This is a genomic window from Legionellales bacterium, from assembly GCA_026125385.1.
Taxonomy (GTDB): domain Bacteria; phylum Pseudomonadota; class Gammaproteobacteria; order JAHCLG01; family JAHCLG01; genus JAHCLG01.
Genome location: JAHCLG010000030.1, coordinates 1 through 19,103 on the forward strand (window position 1 = coordinate 1; position 19,103 = coordinate 19,103).

The window sequence follows — 19,103 nt, forward strand, 5'->3', positions numbered from 1 at the left end:
GTTCGTTCAATATCACAATTATTTGATGTCCAGGCCAATGAGTGCAAAAAGCGTTTACAGCGTAATAAAAAAGTTAAATCTCAACACAGTACAATTTTACAAAGACATGCATAGCAAATGGGTGTTAATGCAAATAGAGTCAGGTTTAAGCCTTTTAAGGAAATATCACAGCGGTACGCCGCTGATCATGATCTACCCAAGCAATCAGTCAAATCACGTTTCGATATTTAGAGGAGAAACCAATCTAAGACAATTAGTTAGTGCCATTAAGGAGGATGATAAATGAAATCCAATATTTATTCGCTACTAATCGATTTTAGTATATTAGCAGTGGTCTCCATTCTGTTGCTTGCTACAGAAAATACTCTATTTAGGCAGAATGTTGTGCTGTATGACCTTGCGTGGGCAATTGTTGTCTTAGTGGCAATTTTAACTATATTTTTACGCCCAAGGAAAAGAATGAAGCATAGCGATTTTCCGAAAGATCTTGCTAAAACGATTGAAAATTCATTGCCGCATGATGCCATAAAATTATTTAAAGATTGGTACTTAGAAAAGTTAATAAATTACTACTCATTTATTAAAAACAAATCTGGTATTGGTTTAGCAAATGATAGCTCAAAGAAAATGGCGATGGACATATCTAAAGCTTTTGAGCGGATCGGCAATGAACCTTTGTATCAAGTGCTTGAAGATAGAAACAAAGATAATGCTATTGTTTCCATCATTTTCTTTACTGTTCTACTAAGGTCCTTATCAGGATTCGCAAACAAGTCGATATTCGATAAGCCTGTATCACAATATCGTGATACTTTTAACATCATCAATCTTAATGATGCTAATCGCCATCTATTCCGTGAACACTATAGACTTTATGAAATTGGAACAATCCTTAGTAATAATTTTTCAGCATTAAACTTCAACTCGGATATTGAGGATATTTTATGTTTTGCTCTGAAAAACCAACCAACAACCACCGATAGAGTGGTAGACAATCTGCCGGCAGAGAGTCTGGATATCCTTTCTGAAAAACCAAACATCAACCCATCAAAAACCAGCACCCATCCCGAAGCGATTACTAGTATTAGCGACCTTAATAGAGGAAATGAAATAACAGATAGCACTCCTGATGAAATAGAGATCAAAAAGGATGTCGACACCAGCATCGAACATTGCACAGACGATAAATCAAACTGTGAAAAATTTATCAAATGGCTGCAACGCCAATTGAAACGCAATCCTGCAAACGAAAGTTTTTATTTTTTTTATAAGCGGTCATTTGGCAATAGTAATTTATTCGTTTCCGAAACGGCATTTGTTGATTTTTCAAAGAAATCAAACATAAAAGTAAATGACATCAAACACTCTTTAGTCGAAATGGGTATTGCCAAGAATAATATATTTAAATTTAGTAAAGAAGGGCAGCCCTCAATTCCTTTAACAATTGTACAAGTCGATTTTAATTTTGAATGTCTAACGGAGTTAGATGGCGATATAGAGGAGGGCGAGGTATGAGCACTATCTTTATTTTTAAACCCTGTTCACAAGAAACCAGATGGCTTACCAGTTTAAGCATAAATCCTGGCTTATCACGTGTTCAGTCAACCCTAAACAAGCTTACAAAACTATTTTATCAATCGAGAGATGGCGGTATTGTCGATATTTTGACGATATTCACTTGGTACCAAATCATCAAGAAAATTGATAGATATTTTGATAAAGAAATTGTGCGACTATCTAAGCTAATTAAACGCAAATGCAAAGATCAAATAATCTTTGAGCCTGAACATAAATTCTCATTTCGATTAAGAGTGACAACGCCACCAGCAGCAGCGTTTTATCGTCTGCTTGGTAAGCATGATACGTTGATGTGCTTGGTTGAAACTTGCGTTACATTGAAAATATTCAAAAAACGTCGAACTCATGCCAAAAAGAGTCACGCTTATACAAAAGGTCTGCTTGAATTGATAAATATGGTTGGAGAGTACAAGATTTCCTCCACGGAAAATAGAAACATCGAACTTAGTGATACTGAACGCAACAAGTTGGCATTAGCGATCGACTCAGACGTCATGCCAATATTTAGAAAAGTTGTACGTGACCATCTGATCTCACTAATAAGTGTTCAAACTGTTTAAATGATTTATTAAGAGGTGATCCATGACAACATTGTATATTTGCGAAAAACCATCACAGGCTAGAGACATTGCAAGAGTGGTTGGTGCGCATGAACGTCAAGAAGGGTACATACAGGGTGATGACATAAAGGTCACATGGTGCTTGGGACATTTACTAGAGCTGGCTCCACCTGATAGCTACTGTGAAAACATTAAACCTTGGCGCATGGATGTGTTACCTATACTACCTAAGGAATGGCAGCTTATACCCAATAAAAAAACGAAATCTCAACTCAGCATTATTAAAAAACTATTAAAACAAAGTGATTGTGTCATTATTGCGACAGACGCGGATCGTGAAGGTGATGTCATTGGTCGAGAGTTGCTAGATTATTTTCATTACGATGGCGAAGTTAAACGATTATGGTTATCAGCTTTGGATGACAGCTCAATAATGAAAGCCTTATCAAATATTAGATCTGGTGATTCCACTTATCCACTCTATCTTGCAGGACTTGGGCGGCAACGTGCCGACTGGGCTATTGGCATGAATATGACCATGGCTACAAGCTGTCTATATGGCATAAGAGGTCAGGGTGTATTATCTGTCGGACGTGTTCAAACACCAGCACTTGGTTTAATTGTGAAAAGAGACTTGGAAATTGAAAATTTTAAACCAAAAGATTATTTTGACCTCCATGCACTGTTTAACTCAGCTAATGGTGAATTTAATGCAAAATGGATTGTGCCAGAAGATTTGTCTGATGAAGAAGGAAGGTGCCTCAATAAATCTAACGTCGATACCATAATCAACAAACTCAATGGGGAGAGTGGTGTTGTAAAGCATTTTAGTAATATAGACAAAAAGACGTCCCCACCAACCTGCTTTTCATTGTCAGGATTACAGAAACTATGTAGTAGCAAATTGGGTCTAACAGCAAAGCAAACACTGCAAATAGCCCAATCTCTATATGAAAAGCATAAGGCTACAACCTATCCAAGAACCGACTCAGGTTATTTACCAGAAGAACAATTTTCAGATGCGTCTAATATCTTGGAAACACTTTCCAATACTGATGAGTCCATCAAAGAATTAATTAATGAATGTGACGCATCACTCAAGTCTCCAACTTGGAATGACAAAAAGGTTACTGCTCACCATGGGATAATTCCTACTAATCATTCAAATATTGCACTGTCAGACATGAGCGAAGATGAGTTTAAGGTCTATGATTTAATACGACGTTATTATATTGCTCAGTTTTTGGGTAATTATGAATATCAGCAAAGGAGGGTAGAAGTTGACTGTGCTGGTGAGGTTTTTAAATCAAGTTACAACGAACCGCTTAAACCAGGATGGAAACGTGCTCTCAATATAGAACAAATTGAAGATGGAAATGAAGAAAATGGTACAACCATCCCATTCTTGAAAGAAGATCAATCCGTTGATTTAAAATCAACAGATATTAAAGCGAAGCAAACAAAACCACCCTCAAGGTTTACTGAGGGCACCCTGATATCATCCATGAAAAATATTGCAAAATTTGTCAATGAACCAGAGATGAAGAAAATATTGCGAGATACCTCCGGTATCGGCACGGAAGCCACTAGGGCAGATATTATAGAAAAACTTATCAATCGAGGATTTATTGAACGCAAGAAAAAGCAACTTATATCAACCAAGCGTGGCAGATCACTTATAGATATAGTGCCTGAACAAATGAAGAATCCTGCTACAACAGCATTGTGGGAACAAGAATTAGATAATATTGCTGAAGGGAAGGGCGAGTTAAGCGAGTTCTTACTTGACCAAGAAGAAGTACTAGAGTTTATGCTGGAAGACCTATCAAGCATGCGTGAATTGAAAGCAAAAACGTTTGATACCGGTGTTATTCATCCCTGTCCAAAATGTAAATCCCCTCTTATTAAGCGGAAAGGTAAAAATGGATATTTCTGGGGTTGCTCACGCTACCCTGACTGCAATACCGTCATGCAAGATAAAAAGGGGAAACCACAAAAGAAAACAGATGTTGCGATTTCAGACATTGAATGTCCAAACTGCAAAAATGGCAGACTAGTAAGACGTAAGGCAAAAAAGAAAGGATACTGGTGGGGTTGTAATCAATATCCTAATTGTAAAGCATCGTATGTAGATGGTCGAGGGAAACCTAAACTAGACACACCACAAAATAAGCGGGCTAATGAGGAAGTATAATGGCACTAACTAACGACGTTAGATTGATAGGTTATTGTGGAACATTCCCCAAAGTTAAAACCTATAAGGATGGTCGAAAAATTTGTCGCTTACCCGTTTACACTGAACACTGGTCATATCAGACTTGTGATGGCCAACGACAACAGATAAAAGAACTTCACTGGTGTGTATTTTTTGGTAGAAATGCGGAGCGTGCTGAGCAGTTGTTAATGAAAGGATCACAGATACATATTCGCGGGACTATCCATTATCACAAAAAAGCTGTTGCTGATCGTGTTGAGGTCATGCCACAAATATTAGTAGATGAATTCATGATCAGCACTAAAGCAACGGTCACTAAAGAACTATATGATTATATTTTTAATGAAGAAAATACAAAGAAAGAATCTCAGATAAACAATGAAAAAGCCTAGTATTTATAGGGAAATTTGGTATAATTAAATCATTCAAAGTAATACTGACGAGTGGCTGAGATGCCACGAAACACTGAAGCTTAGCAGAAGTGTCTATTACTCAAGTCACATGCCGTCCTATGCGTCGTGAGCCTAACGAAAGTTAGCAGGACCCCAAAAGATTCTCATTCAAGTAGCACAAACAGTGTTCTAAAAGTTCTGGTCAGCTATGCCCACCACTTTCGAGTAAAAGAACGATGAATGACAATCCTTTTCAATCAACACCTATCGTCATGGTAAGTTTTACCGCAGATAGATTTGATTGCTCCTCGTATCGATATTCTCGATATCCCATCATATTATTAGTGCTATCACTAATCCTATTTCTATTATTACAGCTCAATAGATATCAAGAGTAGATTCATGTTTCATGAAACAACCTATTGCTAGCGCTTGATACCGTTGAATAATAGAAAGCAACAACAATGTTTAATAACATTTTGTTTAAAATCAGCTAATTGTTGCCTTTGTGGCAATTGTTCTTTAACAATTTGGCTTATGCGTGAAGGGCGTCGGCTTGGCATAAATGAGTTTAATCCCAAAGGGGAAAGTATAGCTTTTCCCCTGGGAAAAGTTAGCTTTCTTCTATTTTTTTAACTACAGGAGAAAATCTAATGGATAAATCAAATTCAATAAAAATGCCAAGCGGCATGCAAGAGAGACTGCAATTAAGAGCAAATTCTCAATCAAAAATTGAAAAAGTTACTGATAAATCACTATCAGAGTCTATTTCACAATTGACAAAAATGAATGCCCATCAATTAAGACAGTTAAAAATTCATCGTAATGGTGAATTTGCAACATGTGATGGTAGCAAGGAGGCTTTAGACATAGTTAATCATGTCAAAAGTGTTCTGCGTTCACGAGGGTTTGGTTGTTATGCGCTACATAACCACATCTGGATTGTACCTTTCGTGCATGAAAGCATTCATATTCCAGACTTTGAAAAGGCAAAAACTGTTTTGCCTGATCTAAAGGCAGATTTGTTGGGAAAGGCATTTCCAAATCAAGTTTGCGAGGAAAACGTAGATAAGCAAAAAACTAAGGCCAGCCTAGCTAAATCGATTAATTCGATAATTGGGTTGGTTGGTGTTTTAGCTTCTACATTAACTTTTTTGGTTTATCGTGCAATGAACGCCCGATAATACGTTGTGTCCTATACCCACTGGGGAAATCAATCTTTCCCAATGGGTAGGATCGGATTTCTCTTGGGTTTTTTAACTTAAAGGAGAAGCCGATGTTCAACAAAATCAACTCACATCATGAAACGAAACCAAAGGTTCGAGATATTGGTCAGCCACATACAGGCCCATATCAAACCTTAATGAAACTCTTGTATAACAGGATTCGTTACTTAAATGTCAATAAGCAACTGAGTAGTAAAGTTATCGCAACACATGTTGATGGTTATATTACAACTCTAACGTCTGATTATAGTTTTCTACGAAGTTATGCCAATACCATGGGTGTGACTAAGTGGAAACTTTATATCAAAAAGAACTGGCATGGTCTTGGAAAAGACTTCACTAGTGCTGAGTTATTAAGAGCGTGCTTTAGAGCGGCATTAACTTACGATCTGTCAAGAGAGTTCAACCTGGTTTTTGATGGGAGGTGTGTACTATGAGCACTTACTCATCAAAAGTCGCGAAGGAAGCTCGACAGTTTTCTGGTAGTGGAACTTGGTATAAACATGCTTTGGGCATAGTTTTTACTGATGGCATTCACTGGTTACGAGAGCAACTCGATTGCTATTGGTTAATTGATGATATTGCAATTCTTTCTAGGAAGTTTTGGAAAGATGAGTCATTTATAACTGCTGATTTTAAGCAGGATGATGAGTCCGTATTGAAGCTAACTGATGGCAATAATCGTTTACTTCACCAGTTTCAGTATTGCTTTGCCGATCTAGAAATCGATAAACAAGCATTATCTCAAGCGGATTTAGATCCATTCTTGAGGTTATTCCTGGTTTACGATGGTGGATTTGATAAGCATGTATTGTTACTTCCAAGTGAATATTAATGATGTAGTAGCAACTTTGTTATCAACCCAAGGGGAATCCTGGTGCTTCCTCTTGGAGGCACAGTGATTCTTCCTGTTTAACTAAATGGAGAACGTGATGGATAAAAACGTTGATATTGACTGGGAATCTGTGGAGAAAGAACTTGAGCAAGCAATTGATAAAATCCAATATCTTGATTTAACAATTGAAATAGTAGGTAATTGGTTATGGCTTTCGGGTAAAACCAAACCCTACGCTCATGATCTGCGTGAGGCTGGATATCAGTGGTCTAAAACTAAAAATCGTTGGTTTTATAGACCAAAATGCCTACCTTATCGTGCGAAGAGCGATCGTGATATTTCTATGGAGCAAATCCGAGCTTATTACGGTAGCCATGTTCTGAATTCTGCGACCCACTAATTCACACTTTAACCCTGGTTGGGAGTAACAAGTCCAACCGGACACGTTATTTCCTTCTAATTATCTTAGGAGAATCATTATGTATGAAAACACAGTAAAACTTGTTGGTTTTGTTGGTCAAGTGACCAATTATAACAATGAAGGTAAAAAGCCGTTTACCAAATTAACTTTGGCAACTACTAAAAGCTATACCAATATGGATGGCGAAAAAGTAGAAAAAACGGCTTGGCACACATTACGATGCTTCGGAAAACTGGCTGAATCGGTTAAAACCCGGGTCAACAAGGGAAGCTATTTATCTGTTGAAGGAGAACTTGAATATGATGAATGGCAAACTGAATCTGGTGAAAAACGAACATCAACTGTAATCAGCGTCAAAAAACTTTACCTACTCATCGACCCCAAGCAACAAGCTTGGAAAGATGGGTCAAATCAGTCATAACTGACACTTGCTGGATGTTAACATTTAACCCTAATGGGGATAGTCTCCCCAATAGGGGTGACTATCGCCTTTTAAATCTGGAGATAGCACATGAATAATGTTAATCAACGTATACCACTTGAAATGAGCATGCATAACCTTGATGTAGAGCTGTCTAAATTGTTTGAACTAACTTCATCTATGGATGAATCTGACAAAATTTACTTAAAAGAATTATCTTTAAGGTTGAACAGTTTGTCTGAACAGTTAAATCAACCAAGATCCTATATCTATGAACCAACTCATTTTTAGGCGCGCATAGCCAAATAAACATATAGAAGGCGAGTTAGCTCGCCTTCTTTTTTATCTAGCCTGCTGGAGATTTTAAACATGAACACAGAAAATGAATTTAGTATTGAAGAAAATTTATTGATAGCTCAAGCATCCTTGACCCAGATATTAGAACAATTAACTCGTGATGGATTCGATAATTTTTCCACAGAGGAGGAGCAGCTTGGTTTGTTCAAAGACGCTATTCAAAAAATAGCCACATCACGGCATAGGCTTTTAAATGTAAAAGAGGCTATAACTTTGTCTCAGGTGCTGTTATTTACAGGTTTTACATCTGATGTCTAACCCGTTTAATTTGCGGAGTGTAAGCATTTGCTCAAGTCATAACACCTTAAAAACTCTATTTGCCACACCCATCAATGTGGTAAATTAATAATCACCGAGGAGTGTCACCAATCATGACTATTGATTTTATTACCAGAAAACTAAAGCGAAATATCATTTCCATATTAAAAACCAAAAATATGAGCATAGAAACGTTAGCAAGATATATTGGCGTTGACTTTGATCCATTCCTAGCAATGTTAAATAATGGCATACCAACAAAGCAGTTAAATGATATCATGGCCGTGCTATGCATTTCATACGATGATTTGCTGGAACCGCGTAGCATAGGAAATGGCTATAGACCAAACCCAAAAAATTTCACACAAGTGCCAATCATACCTGAAGATTTATTTTTTGGTGATATTACTCCAACAGACTTTCTTAGTTTCAAGTCAAACGACTACTTATTAATTGATGTTGAATCAAAAGATAATATTGCAGCCATCCAGATAGAAAATTCTAGGTTGCTTTTTCTTGGTGATACACCACGACCAAGATTTGCTATCATTACGCCAGGACATTCAAAATCTGAAAATAATTTCTTTATATCACCTTCGGAAAAAATATTTTTTACAGATCACGCGGCAAGTACTATCAATTCAGATTACATTCACATTGGCATACTTGATTCAATTCTATTTGGAACCAAAGAAGAAATTGAAGATAGAGCGGATATGCTAAAAACTTTTTTTGAGCAATGATCTGTGCCAATTTAGATATATTTTTTCATTCAGGAAGAATATTTTTTTTCTTACCCGAGTCATGTCGAGCCTGAAGCTCAGCATCATTGTAAATATCAGTAGTTGCACTGGATGTGTGACCAGCATCATCTCTAACATGAATCATTGGGCGGCCACGTTTATTTAGATCATCAGATATTCCTGTATGACGTAGCCAATGCACAGTCGCTTCTGACAAAGCCTTAGATTCATCGATAAAACCCTCTTTTTCCATAGAAGCTATAGCACTGTCGAAACACTCCTGAACAAGAACACGTATCTGACGTGTGCTTTCCACACCACCTTGCCCTATGAGTTTATGGATCAATGGGGTAGTTTCTCCAGGTAAAGGTAGTGAGGGTGTCAAACCGCGATGGTGTCGATATCTTGCCAATGCCTTGAGCATTGTTTCACTAACAGTGATATCACGTTCCTTGTTACCTTTGCCGACAGTTTTGAACCACCAGTTATCGAAGCTATCCTGATAAAAATGACCCATCTGAGGTTCCCAGCGAGGCGTTGTTGTTAATTCCGATATACGCAAATACATGAGATATAGCGCTGACATGATAAATAACGTACGTTCATACTTATCATGATTATCATCCGCCATTTTTTCCGCAGTTTCAATCACAAATTCCCATTGTAGGCTTGTAAGCCTGCGCACTTGTCGCTTTGTCTGTTGTTTGCGAATGAACTTACTTTTTTGCCTAATTTGGCTGATGGGGTTTATCTCATTCAAACCTTCACGGATAAGGTAGTTATAAAAACTACTATTGGCAATAAATAGTGATTGCAGTGACTTTTGGGAGAAATGATAATCACCAACATTTGGTTTTTCTCCACTTTTAACGGCAGACTTTTTGGTGGTTGCAACAAACAGACGCCACTCAGGATTTGGTATACGGGTCCCATCACGCTCAACAAAACGAGCCACCTTTTTTATACCAATCCATGACCTAGGCGGAGACTGGCAAAACTCAATATAAGCCTCAATATCTGAGCGACGTAGATCCAACAGGGACTTTCCTAAAACAAACCATGACCATTGAGCTAGGCGCTCAGCTTCTCGACGATAAGCAGTATAGGTGTCACCGCTCCCCGTATATTGCAATAAAAAATCTTTTAATATCTGATAGTCATTAACAGCAAAAGGCAAATCAATACCGTCCGGCAATTGCTGCTCAACAAGTCTATCTTGCGTATCAAATAATGGGGTAGGGTGGTGCTTTTTCCTCTTCGACGCCATTGGTACTGCCAACTATTCTTCATCCGACTCTGAATTAAGGCGACCTAATACTTGCTCATACTCTCGCGAGACTTCTTTTTGGAGTTCTTCAACGGTAGGGAGATGAAATTGATATTTACGGGTAAAAACTTGCTTGTTGTTTTCAGGGAGTGTGTATTTTACCGCAGCCTCATTTTGCTTGGCACACAATAAAAGTCCTATGGTAGGATTATCATCTTCTTGCTTTACCTCTCGATCAAAATAATTAACATACATCATCATTTGGCCAACGTCGCCGTGATTAATCCTTTTGCCTGATTTTAAATCAATAATACAATAAGCTTTTAATATCGTGTGATAAAACACCAAGTCTGGCCTAAAATATTCGCCATCCATTGTTATCCTTTTTTGCCGACTTACAAAGGCAAAACCTTTTCCCATTTCCAGCAAAAATTCTTGCAGATGATCAATGATCGCTGATTCAAGATCAGTTTCTGTATATCTATGATGTTCTTTGTATCCTAAAAAATCTAAAATAACCGGGTTTTTTAGAGCATCTTCCGGCTTTTCTATAATGTGTCCTTGATTCGCAAGTTGCATCACGCCTTCTGTATCACGACTTGCGGCCAGCCTCTCGTACAAGCAACCAGCCATTTGACGCTCAAGCTGAGGTGTAGACCAGTGGTTTTTATCCGCCTCGATTTCATAAAACCTTCTAACTTCTTCGCGAGATTCTGACATTAGCAAACGATAATGCGTCCAGCTTAAATTTTTATTAAAATCAGGCTGTTGGAATTCGTCACCAGCCTCGTGACGAATTCGATCTCGGAAGGTTTGGTAAAAAATACGCATATACTTGATATTAGTTAGGCTAAATCCGCGTTTAAACTCGCGAGTAAGGCGCTCAGATAACGTCTTTAATAATGCGGTGCCGTAGCCAGCTCTTTCTTTGCCTTGTTGCTCAGTTTCAACGATAAGACGTCCAATTTTCCAATATGCGATAACCTGCTCGTGGTTAACTGACTTGAGTACGTTCCGGCGCGCCTGCGCCACATAGCCAATAGCAGTTTGGCAAACCTGGTCAAATTCAGGGTTGGGATCTTTATTTGGGTCGTCGAGATTGTTACTCACTCAGGCTACCTCCACTAAAAACATTTAAATTCAATAAGTTATAATTCGTCACGAGGCTTGTGACCAATTGGATTTTTTGAAAGGGTAATGATTTCAGCCATAGTCATTGCTCCTCAATAATTCTCCAACAGTCTGTTAGAGAATTGCTCAAATGATGTTATCATTTAAAATCAATAAGTTAGAATTAGCCAAACACTGTTTGGCCAATTGTATTCCTTAATTAGCAGATATAGGGGAAGTATATCAAAGACCTCCAAATAAACCAATATTTCTTAATACTGGATATTCAGTTAGGGAAGTATATCAAGTGGTTAGCACGTACAACACTCATTATAACAATTTTTTAAATTGTGCTCGGTTGCTGAAACTTGAAATATCCGGCTATTTGCCGTATACTTTAACTATTCAATACAACTTATTATCGGACTTGCTATGACGACACACTCTCAACACTCAGGGTATTCTGCAGAAAAAGCTGCTCGGCTTGAAGCAAGGCTTAATCCTGCGCAAAAAGAACAGTTTCAGCATGCTGCGGATCTAACAGGTCAGTCTCTAACGGATTTTGTTTTAAACTCTATTCAAGAGGCTGCTAACCGTGTCATTCGTGAACATCAAGTAATTAACTTAACAGTGAGTGAGTCTGAGCGCTTTGTTGCTGCGTTACTTGATTCACCTGAGCCAAACCCTGCTTTAAAGAAGGCTGCCCAACGCTATCGCAAGTTTAAGGTCGACAAGGATTAATGGTCTCTAAATTTTCTATTGACTTGCTTCAAAAATTCCATGATAAAAAATCATTTAGCTGTGGAATTGATGAATTAGATAATTATCTCTATCGTCAAGCGAGCCAAGACGAACGACGCTCCTTGGCAGTAGTGTATGTTCTACATGATAACACAGATAAAATTATTGCCGGCTACTATACTTTATCGTCTACGGCTATTGAGCTAGCAGCACTTCCTGAAGAACTCTCAAAAAAGCTACCGCGTTATAACGTGATTCCAGCAACTCTGCTTGGACGCCTAGCCATTGACGCTAAATATCAAGGGCAACAATTAGGAGAAGTCTTGCTCATGGATGCGCTTGATAGGTCGTATAATACAAGTCGAAAGAACGTTGCATCATATGCTGTGGTCGTTGATGCAATCAATGATAATGCTATAAATTTTTATACAAAATACGGCTTTCATCCACTCACAAAAAATAAACTCTTTCTACCAATGAAAACCATTGAAAAACTGCTTACCGACTCATAAGTCATATGATTTGACCAAATTACATCATTACTGATAGTTACATTTATCACAAATTATTGATCCTTCAGGAACCCATGTATCACTAGCTTGACTCTCTACTTAGGTTTAGGGTTTATACTCTATAATAAACGTATTATTTTTAAGTGCACAATATAACTGTATGCGGTTGAACTTGTGAGTTCGCGATATGAGTTTGATTACAATTGGTGAATTAGCTAAAACCTCAGGCGTAAGCATAACCGCCATTCGCTATTATGAAAAAAATCAGTTATTACTGCCAAACTCCCGTACCAAAGCCGGCTATAGGCTATATACAAAAGATACCATTATAAAGTTGCGATTTATTAAAAATGCGCAACAACTTGGATTCACATTAGACGAAATAGGAGATCTGATTCAATTGCAGAATAATTCCTCGACCACATGTAAACAAATTAAAGCACAGGCTTATAAAAAATTAGAATCTGTTGAGCAAAAAATACATTCTTTAATGAAAATTAAAACAGCTTTATCTGATTTATATAAGAACTGCGATAGTAAAAAAGCAATTAATGCGTGTCCTATTTTGGAAGCTCTCAACGAAAACGACTACGTAGAGGAAAATGATGATAGTTGAACTCATTTATGACTTAACCTGTCCAAATGTAAGAGCAACAAGGGAAAATCTTCTCAAAGCATTTACTAAAGTTTCACTCCCTGCAAAATGGCAAGAGTGGGATCGAAACGATCCATCTTCACCTCCCCGTGTTCAGCAATATGGCTCACCAACCATATTAATTGATGGTCAAGATATCGCAGATGAAAAGCCCGCATTAAATAATTGCTGTCGAATTTATCATGATCAATCAACAAACACACTTTCTCCCATACCAACAGTTACAGCAATCAGTGAGAAACTACAAAAGTCAAATATGGGGAAAGACGATAAAGAGCAAAAAGTTTCATTAAAATCCTTTATTACCATTTTACCCAGTGTGTTTGTTGCCTTATTACCAAAACTCACTTATCCTTTATGTTGGCCTGCCTATACAGGTTTATTAAGCGTATTTGGGATCTCATTTACAAATTATACTCCCTATTTATTTCCACTCATGCTCCTCTTTTTATTCATCGCATTATTTACGTTATATTATAAAGCACCATTGCGATATGGCTATAATCCTTTATATTTAGGAGCGACTTCGGCACTTATAGTTATCCTGGGGAAATTTGTTTTTCATAGCAATATCATGCTTTATAGTGGCATTATACTCTTACTCATCGCGAGTATCTGGAATACCTGGCCTAGAAAAAAACAAAATTGTTGCAATTAAACTCTTGACTCTCAACTCAAGTCGAGGGTCTATAATTTTGTTACATCACTGAATTGGAGTATTAAACATGAGTAAACGAAAGGTTGAAATTTTTAGTGCTGGTTGCCCAGCTTGTCAAGAAACCATTGAGCTGGTTAATAAAATAGCTTGCCCATCTTGTGAAATTTCAGTATTAGATATGCATTCCGATGACGTAGCTAAAAGAGCAAAATCATTAGGAGTTCACCGCGTTCCCGCTGTCCTTATAGATGGTAAGCTTGCGGATTGCTGTGAAGGCAAAGGGCCAACAGAAATAAGTTTGAAGTCAGCTGGTATTGGATCGTCAAAATAAAATAATGCTACTTGGTCTGTTTTGCTGATCTCGTAAAACAGACCTAAGACCTCATTTCCTGAGATGCTTTTTTTATCACGGTAAACGATGATTTGATACCAAGCAATCCAATAATAAAAGCAACGATAGTGTCAGGCCAGGATTGATGGGTAATCGCAATAATAGCACCGGAAATTAATACGAGAATGTTAATAATAGCATCATTTCGGCTGCATAACCAAACCGAAACCATATTGCTATCTCCTTTACGAAAGCGATATAACAGATAAGCAACGAACATATTAACCAATAATGCCAATAGTGCGATCCCCATCATAAATAATCCACTTGGTGATTCAAATATAGAGCGCCCTAAAAACACAAATAATATTACAAGAATTCCATAGCCACCCATAATAATGCCTTTAGCCATTGCGATACGCGCTCGCCAATCAGGGTTGTATTTTAGGGCAATAAGACTTGCACCATAATTACCAGCGTCTCCCAGAAAGTCTATCGAATCTGCAAATATGGCAATGGATCCCGCAAACCAACAGATAATGATTTCAATTATAAACATCAAAAAATTCAGCAGTAAGGCCACCCATAAAACACGCGTGTATCTCACTTCAATAGTTTCACAACCACAACACTCTGCCATGATTACCCTTGCTTATGTATTCTGACATTTTTCCCTTGTTTACCATGAACTAAATAATACAAACAAGGTAGAACGAATAATGTGAGCAAGGTCGATGAAATGATCCCACCAATTACCACGGTTGCAAGGGGTCGTTGCACCTCAGCACCCGTTCCAGTGGAAATAGCCATCGGGACAAAACCGAGAGAAGCAACCAGCGCTGTCATCAACACAGGACGCAGTCGCTGCAAAGCTCCTTGGAACACGGCCTCTTTAATGGGGAACTCTTGCCGCACAAGCTTACTAATGAACGTTAAAATAACTAACCCATTTAATACCGCCACACCAGACAAAGCAATGAACCCAACGCCTGCAGAAATTGATAATGGGATCCCTCTTAACCATAAGGAGAATACGCCGCCAGTTAAGGCCAAAGGCACACCCGTAAACACAATAATGCTATCGGATACGCTGCCTAACGACATAAACAGTAACACAAAAATGAGTAACAACACGATGGGAACCACAATCATGAGGCGTTCTGTTGCCGAAGCAAGCTGTTCAAACTGGCCACCCCAAGCAAGCCAATACCCACTAGGCAATGATAACTTTTTATCAATTTGGTTTTGTGCTGAATCGACAAAAGAACGTAAGTCACGACCTCTCACATTGGTCGTGACAACAATCCGTCGCTTGCCATTTTCACGACTAATCTGATTCGGACCCGTATTAATGTTCAATGTAGCAATTTCACTCAATGGAATAAAATGTCGTTTCCCGTCATTGAAACCTGGCAAATCAATATAGATTTTATGTAAAATTTGACTATCTTTGCGTAAAGTTTCAGAGAGTCTTACCGTTAAATCAAACCGCTGATCGCCCTGATAAATCTTACCAACTTCACTACCTCCCAGCGCAGCCGCAACCGTATTTTGAACTTGCGACATACTCAGCCCATAACGAGCCAGTAAGTGACGATTAATATGGATAGTAATCATCGGTAAACCCGATACCTGCTCCACCTTCACATCGGCAGAGCCTTTAATTTGTTTTAGAATGGCGGCTATTTTGTTGGCATTATTAAGTAATACGTTCATGTCATCACCAAACAGTTTGACAGCCACATCACTACGTACGCCTGAAATAAGTTCATTGAACCGCATCTGGATCGGCTGCGTAAATTCATAATTATTACCCGGTAGTTTTTTTAATGCGGCATGAAGTTGATTGATCAATTGAATTTTAGGCATGTTTGGATTTGGCCACTCTTTTCTTGGTTTCAACATGACAAAGGTATCAGCCACATTGGGTGGCATGGGATCAGTAGCGACCTCAGCCGTACCAATTTTCGAGAAAACATGACTGACTTCTGGAAATGTTAACGCGGTTTTCTCGACGAGTTCTTGCATTTTTATCGATTGAGATAAACTTGTGGAAGGCGTTCGCATCGCATGAAGAGCGATATCGCCCTCATCTAAACTGGGCACAAATTCCCCGCCCATTTGTGATGCAAGGATTGCCGCTAACACGATAATACCCAACGCGACAACTAAGCTTGCCCAAGGCCATTTTAAATTAGCACGCAGACAGGGTGAATAAACGCTTTCCGCAGCCCGCACTAATAGATTGGGTTTTTCTGTGATCTTTCCTCGCAACAATATTCCTATCGCGGCGGGAACAAAGGTGAGCGATAAGACTAAGGCAGATAACAACGCTAGAATGACTGTTTCAGCCATAGGAATAAACATTTTACCTTCAACACCCGTGAGGGTTAAAATAGGAATATAGACAATCGTGATAATCAGTACGCCAAAGATACTGGGTTTAATAACTTCTTTGCTGGCCGCTAGCGTGATTGAAAGACGCTCTGATAGTGATAATACATTCCCTTTTGATTGTAGTCCCAATTGTTTAATACAATTTTCTACAATAATGACCGCCCCATCAACAATCAAGCCAAAGTCTAATGCACCCATGCTCATTAAATTAGCGCTGATTTTATAATGCACCATACCCGTTATCGTCATGAGCATAGAAATTGGAATAACCGCGGCGGTGATCAATGCCGCTCGAATGTTTCCTAAGAATAAAAATAATATAATACACACCAGTAAGGCGCCTTCCATCAAATTATTTTTTACCGTATTGATGGTAGCATTGACCAAACTGGTACGATTATAAACTGGCGTAGCCACAACACCTTTAGGTAACGTTTTATTCACGGCCTGTAATCGTTTCGCAATTCGCTTGGCAACGACTCGACTATTATCGCCCATTAACATCGAGACGGTTCCAATAACAGCTTCTCGACCACCCGTGGTTCCGGCCCCACTTCTCAGGGCATGCGAGATAACCACAGTACCAAGATCCGAGATCCGCAAGCTCACGCCGCGGTGAGAGCGAACCACAACATTACCGATTGCTTTCACGGTCTTGAGCTGTCCCGGCACTCTAATCAAAAACTGTTCACCATGTTTTTCAATGTAACCCGCGCCAACATTATTATTGTTATTTTTTAATGCCTGCTCGATATCATGCAACGTAATACCGTACTGAATCATTTTTTTGGGATCAGGAGTCACTTGATATTGCTTCTCATAACCACCAATTGCGTTCACTTCGGCAACGCCTGGAATATTTCTAAGCTGCGGTCGTATTAACCAGTCTTGTATGGTTCTTAATTGTGTCGGTGTATAGGGCTTGCCTTTTGAATTTAATGCACCGGATTTTGCCGTCACACTATACATGAAGATTTCACCCAACCCCGTTGAAATAGGGCCTAATTGAGGCTCTAATCCATTGGGTAATTGACTTTTAATGGACTGTAAGCGCTCGGTAATGAGCTGGCGAGCAAAATAAATATTAGTGCCCTCTTTGAATACCACCGTCACTTGGGATAGTCCATAACGCGATAATGATCGTGTGTAGTCTAATTTCGGCAAACCACTCATGGCCACTTCGATAGGATAGGTTATCCGTTGCTCAACCTCGTATGGGGTTAAACCACTCGCTTCAGTATTAATTTGTACTTGAACATTGGTAATGTCGGGAACTGCATCAATGGGTAGTCGAGTAAAATTATAGATCCCTAAACCCACCAACCCGAAAACCACCAACAATATGAGCCAACGTTGTTTAAGCGAAAACTGTAAAATCCGTTCTATCATGATAGCCCTCAACGCTAGTGTGAATGCTCAGCACTACTTTTCTCTAGTTCAGCTTTTAGAATAAAGCTGTTTTTTGAAACATAACGCATGCCTGATTGAATACCTGATACTACTTGAACGAAACGATGGTCTTTCAATCCAAGTGTCACCCTTTCAGGAGAAAATGTATTTGGTTTTGTTTCAACAAACACGACTGTTTTACCGTCTAATGTTTGGATGGCATCACGGCTCACTGCCACAGATACCTTTTTGGAAGTTATCACTATTTGCGCGTCCACATATAACCCCGGTATCCATTTCATCTCTTTATTTGGCAAGGTTGCCCTTGCGATAATACTTTGAGTATGCTCGTTTCCAACAGGTGAAATATAATGAAGATGACTTTCTATTGTCGTCGATTTATTGTTTTCTAAATTCACATAAACCTTATCGTCTTTTGAAACATGACTGGCATCTTTTCGATATACAAATAAATCCACCCATACGGAAGATAAATCAGCCAATTCGTAAATCGCTTGTTCAGGCTTGACAAGCTTGCCCACATTCACGTGCTGTTTGATTAACGTGCCTGAAAAAGGCACCTTGATCGTATAATTTTGTAAACTCTCATTACTCTCGATGGTTGCAAGAATGTTGCCCTTCTCTACGTGATCGCCCAATCGATACGGTAAGGATTTGACTACACCAGCAAAACGAGGATAAATATCAATTTGTTTATTTTGTATGGGCACGATTTTCCCAAACACCGGTAGCATTTGTTCGATGTGCTGTGATTGGGCGGTAGCAATCTTTATTTGATTTTGTTCCCTTGCTGTAGAAGATAACACGACCACTGGCTCTTCATTGTGATCCCCATCATTATGCGAATTCTGCTGATTTTTTATCGCTTCCTTGTTATGCGTGTGATACACCTGTTTCTGCTGTGTAATAGGTTGTTTATGCATTACATGATCATGATCCCCGCCTGCAGCCGCGACACTCAACCAAACGCAGGTGATAATAAAGATAACAATTTGGTTCGCCTTTTTCATGTCATT

General features: G+C 38.7%; 23 protein-coding genes. 18 read left to right on the forward strand and 5 right to left on the reverse strand.

Annotated elements, in window-relative coordinates; all coding sequences use genetic code 11:
• From KIT27_10220 to KIT27_10280, 13 genes are all read left to right on the forward strand, one after another.
• On the forward strand, positions 1 to 286 hold a 286-nt coding region (locus KIT27_10220), incomplete at its 5' end, for a hypothetical protein (protein MCW5590017.1).
• Entirely contained in the window at positions 283 to 1,515 is a 1,233-nt protein-coding gene (locus KIT27_10225; GenBank protein MCW5590018.1) for a hypothetical protein, read from the forward strand. The genes KIT27_10220 and KIT27_10225, both read left to right, overlap by 4 nt.
• Positions 1,512 to 2,138 carry a hypothetical protein gene (locus tag KIT27_10230; protein MCW5590019.1) on the forward strand — a complete coding sequence of 209 codons (627 nt, stop codon included), beginning with the start codon at positions 1,512 to 1,514 and terminating at the stop codon, positions 2,136 to 2,138. Before KIT27_10225 ends, KIT27_10230 begins: the two co-directional genes overlap by 4 nt.
• Before the next feature lie 22 nt (positions 2,139 to 2,160).
• Positions 2,161 to 4,332: a DNA topoisomerase 3 gene (locus KIT27_10235; protein MCW5590020.1), complete on the forward strand. Its 2,172-nt coding sequence runs from the start codon at positions 2,161 to 2,163 to the stop codon at positions 4,330 to 4,332.
• Positions 4,332 to 4,745 carry a single-stranded DNA-binding protein gene (locus KIT27_10240; protein ID MCW5590021.1) on the forward strand — a complete coding sequence of 138 codons (414 nt, stop codon included), beginning with the start codon at positions 4,332 to 4,334 and terminating at the stop codon, positions 4,743 to 4,745. Before KIT27_10235 ends, KIT27_10240 begins: the two co-directional genes overlap by 1 nt.
• A gap of 653 nt (positions 4,746 to 5,398) precedes the next feature.
• Positions 5,399 to 5,929: a hypothetical protein gene (locus KIT27_10245; protein MCW5590022.1), complete on the forward strand. Its 531-nt coding sequence runs from the start codon at positions 5,399 to 5,401 to the stop codon at positions 5,927 to 5,929.
• 92 nt (positions 5,930 to 6,021) lie between these two features.
• Positions 6,022 to 6,408, forward strand: coding sequence for a hypothetical protein (locus KIT27_10250; protein ID MCW5590023.1), 387 nt, complete (start codon positions 6,022 to 6,024; stop codon positions 6,406 to 6,408).
• Entirely contained in the window at positions 6,405 to 6,806 is a 402-nt protein-coding gene (locus tag KIT27_10255; GenBank protein MCW5590024.1) for a hypothetical protein, read from the forward strand. Before KIT27_10250 ends, KIT27_10255 begins: the two co-directional genes overlap by 4 nt.
• 97 nt (positions 6,807 to 6,903) lie before the next feature.
• Entirely contained in the window at positions 6,904 to 7,206 is a 303-nt protein-coding gene (locus tag KIT27_10260) for a hypothetical protein (GenBank protein ID MCW5590025.1), read from the forward strand.
• A gap of 79 nt (positions 7,207 to 7,285) precedes the next feature.
• Positions 7,286 to 7,648, forward strand: a complete 363-nt coding sequence (ssb, locus tag KIT27_10265) for a single-stranded DNA-binding protein (GenBank protein MCW5590026.1) — start codon at positions 7,286 to 7,288, stop codon at positions 7,646 to 7,648.
• Positions 7,649 to 7,738: 90 nt separating this feature from the next.
• Positions 7,739 to 7,939: a hypothetical protein gene (locus KIT27_10270; GenBank protein ID MCW5590027.1), complete on the forward strand. Its 201-nt coding sequence runs from the start codon at positions 7,739 to 7,741 to the stop codon at positions 7,937 to 7,939.
• Positions 7,940 to 8,017: 78 nt separating this feature from the next.
• Positions 8,018 to 8,263: a hypothetical protein gene (locus KIT27_10275; GenBank protein ID MCW5590028.1), complete on the forward strand. Its 246-nt coding sequence runs from the start codon at positions 8,018 to 8,020 to the stop codon at positions 8,261 to 8,263.
• A 113-nt stretch (positions 8,264 to 8,376) separates the two neighbouring features.
• Positions 8,377 to 9,006 carry a hypothetical protein gene (locus tag KIT27_10280; GenBank protein MCW5590029.1) on the forward strand — a complete coding sequence of 210 codons (630 nt, stop codon included), beginning with the start codon at positions 8,377 to 8,379 and terminating at the stop codon, positions 9,004 to 9,006.
• A gap of 25 nt (positions 9,007 to 9,031) precedes the next feature.
• Here KIT27_10280 and KIT27_10285 read toward each other — a convergent pair whose 3' ends face one another.
• Positions 9,032 to 10,273 carry a site-specific integrase gene (locus tag KIT27_10285; GenBank protein MCW5590030.1) on the reverse strand — a complete coding sequence of 414 codons (1,242 nt, stop codon included), beginning with the start codon at positions 10,271 to 10,273 and terminating at the stop codon, positions 9,032 to 9,034.
• A gap of 12 nt (positions 10,274 to 10,285) precedes the next feature.
• A complete protein-coding gene (locus KIT27_10290) occupies positions 10,286 to 11,383 on the reverse strand; it encodes a DUF1016 family protein (protein ID MCW5590031.1) in 1,098 nt (365 codons plus the stop codon).
• 432 nt (positions 11,384 to 11,815) lie between these two features.
• On the opposite strand from KIT27_10290, the gene KIT27_10295 reads away from it, so the two are divergent.
• From KIT27_10295 to KIT27_10315, 5 genes are all read left to right on the forward strand, one after another.
• A complete protein-coding gene (locus tag KIT27_10295) occupies positions 11,816 to 12,124 on the forward strand; it encodes a DUF1778 domain-containing protein (GenBank protein MCW5590032.1) in 309 nt (102 codons plus the stop codon).
• A complete protein-coding gene (locus tag KIT27_10300; GenBank protein ID MCW5590033.1) occupies positions 12,124 to 12,636 on the forward strand; it encodes a GNAT family N-acetyltransferase in 513 nt (170 codons plus the stop codon). The genes KIT27_10295 and KIT27_10300 overlap by 1 nt, the downstream gene beginning before the upstream one ends.
• Before the next feature lie 187 nt (positions 12,637 to 12,823).
• Positions 12,824 to 13,252, forward strand: a complete 429-nt coding sequence (locus KIT27_10305; GenBank protein ID MCW5590034.1) for a heavy metal-responsive transcriptional regulator — start codon at positions 12,824 to 12,826, stop codon at positions 13,250 to 13,252.
• A complete protein-coding gene (locus tag KIT27_10310) occupies positions 13,239 to 13,949 on the forward strand; it encodes a MerC domain-containing protein (protein MCW5590035.1) in 711 nt (236 codons plus the stop codon). The genes KIT27_10305 and KIT27_10310 overlap by 14 nt, the downstream gene beginning before the upstream one ends.
• Before the next feature lie 67 nt (positions 13,950 to 14,016).
• The gene (locus tag KIT27_10315; GenBank protein MCW5590036.1) at positions 14,017 to 14,280 is read left to right on the forward strand and encodes a thioredoxin family protein; all 264 of its coding nucleotides are present in this window, start codon (positions 14,017 to 14,019) and stop codon (positions 14,278 to 14,280) included.
• Positions 14,281 to 14,323: 43 nt separating this feature from the next.
• Here KIT27_10315 and KIT27_10320 read toward each other — a convergent pair whose 3' ends face one another.
• The 3 genes from KIT27_10320 to KIT27_10330 are packed head-to-tail and all read right to left on the reverse strand — an operon-like array spanning position 14,324 to position 19,097.
• Complete coding sequence (locus KIT27_10320) at positions 14,324 to 14,920, reverse strand: cation transporter (protein MCW5590037.1); 597 nt, start codon at positions 14,918 to 14,920, stop codon at positions 14,324 to 14,326.
• A gap of 2 nt (positions 14,921 to 14,922) precedes the next feature.
• Positions 14,923 to 18,066, reverse strand: a complete 3,144-nt coding sequence (locus tag KIT27_10325; GenBank protein ID MCW5590038.1) for a CusA/CzcA family heavy metal efflux RND transporter — start codon at positions 18,064 to 18,066, stop codon at positions 14,923 to 14,925.
• Positions 18,067 to 18,080: 14 nt separating this feature from the next.
• Entirely contained in the window at positions 18,081 to 19,097 is a 1,017-nt protein-coding gene (locus tag KIT27_10330) for an efflux RND transporter periplasmic adaptor subunit (GenBank protein ID MCW5590039.1), read from the reverse strand.
• Between the last annotated feature and the right edge of the window lie 6 nt (positions 19,098 to 19,103).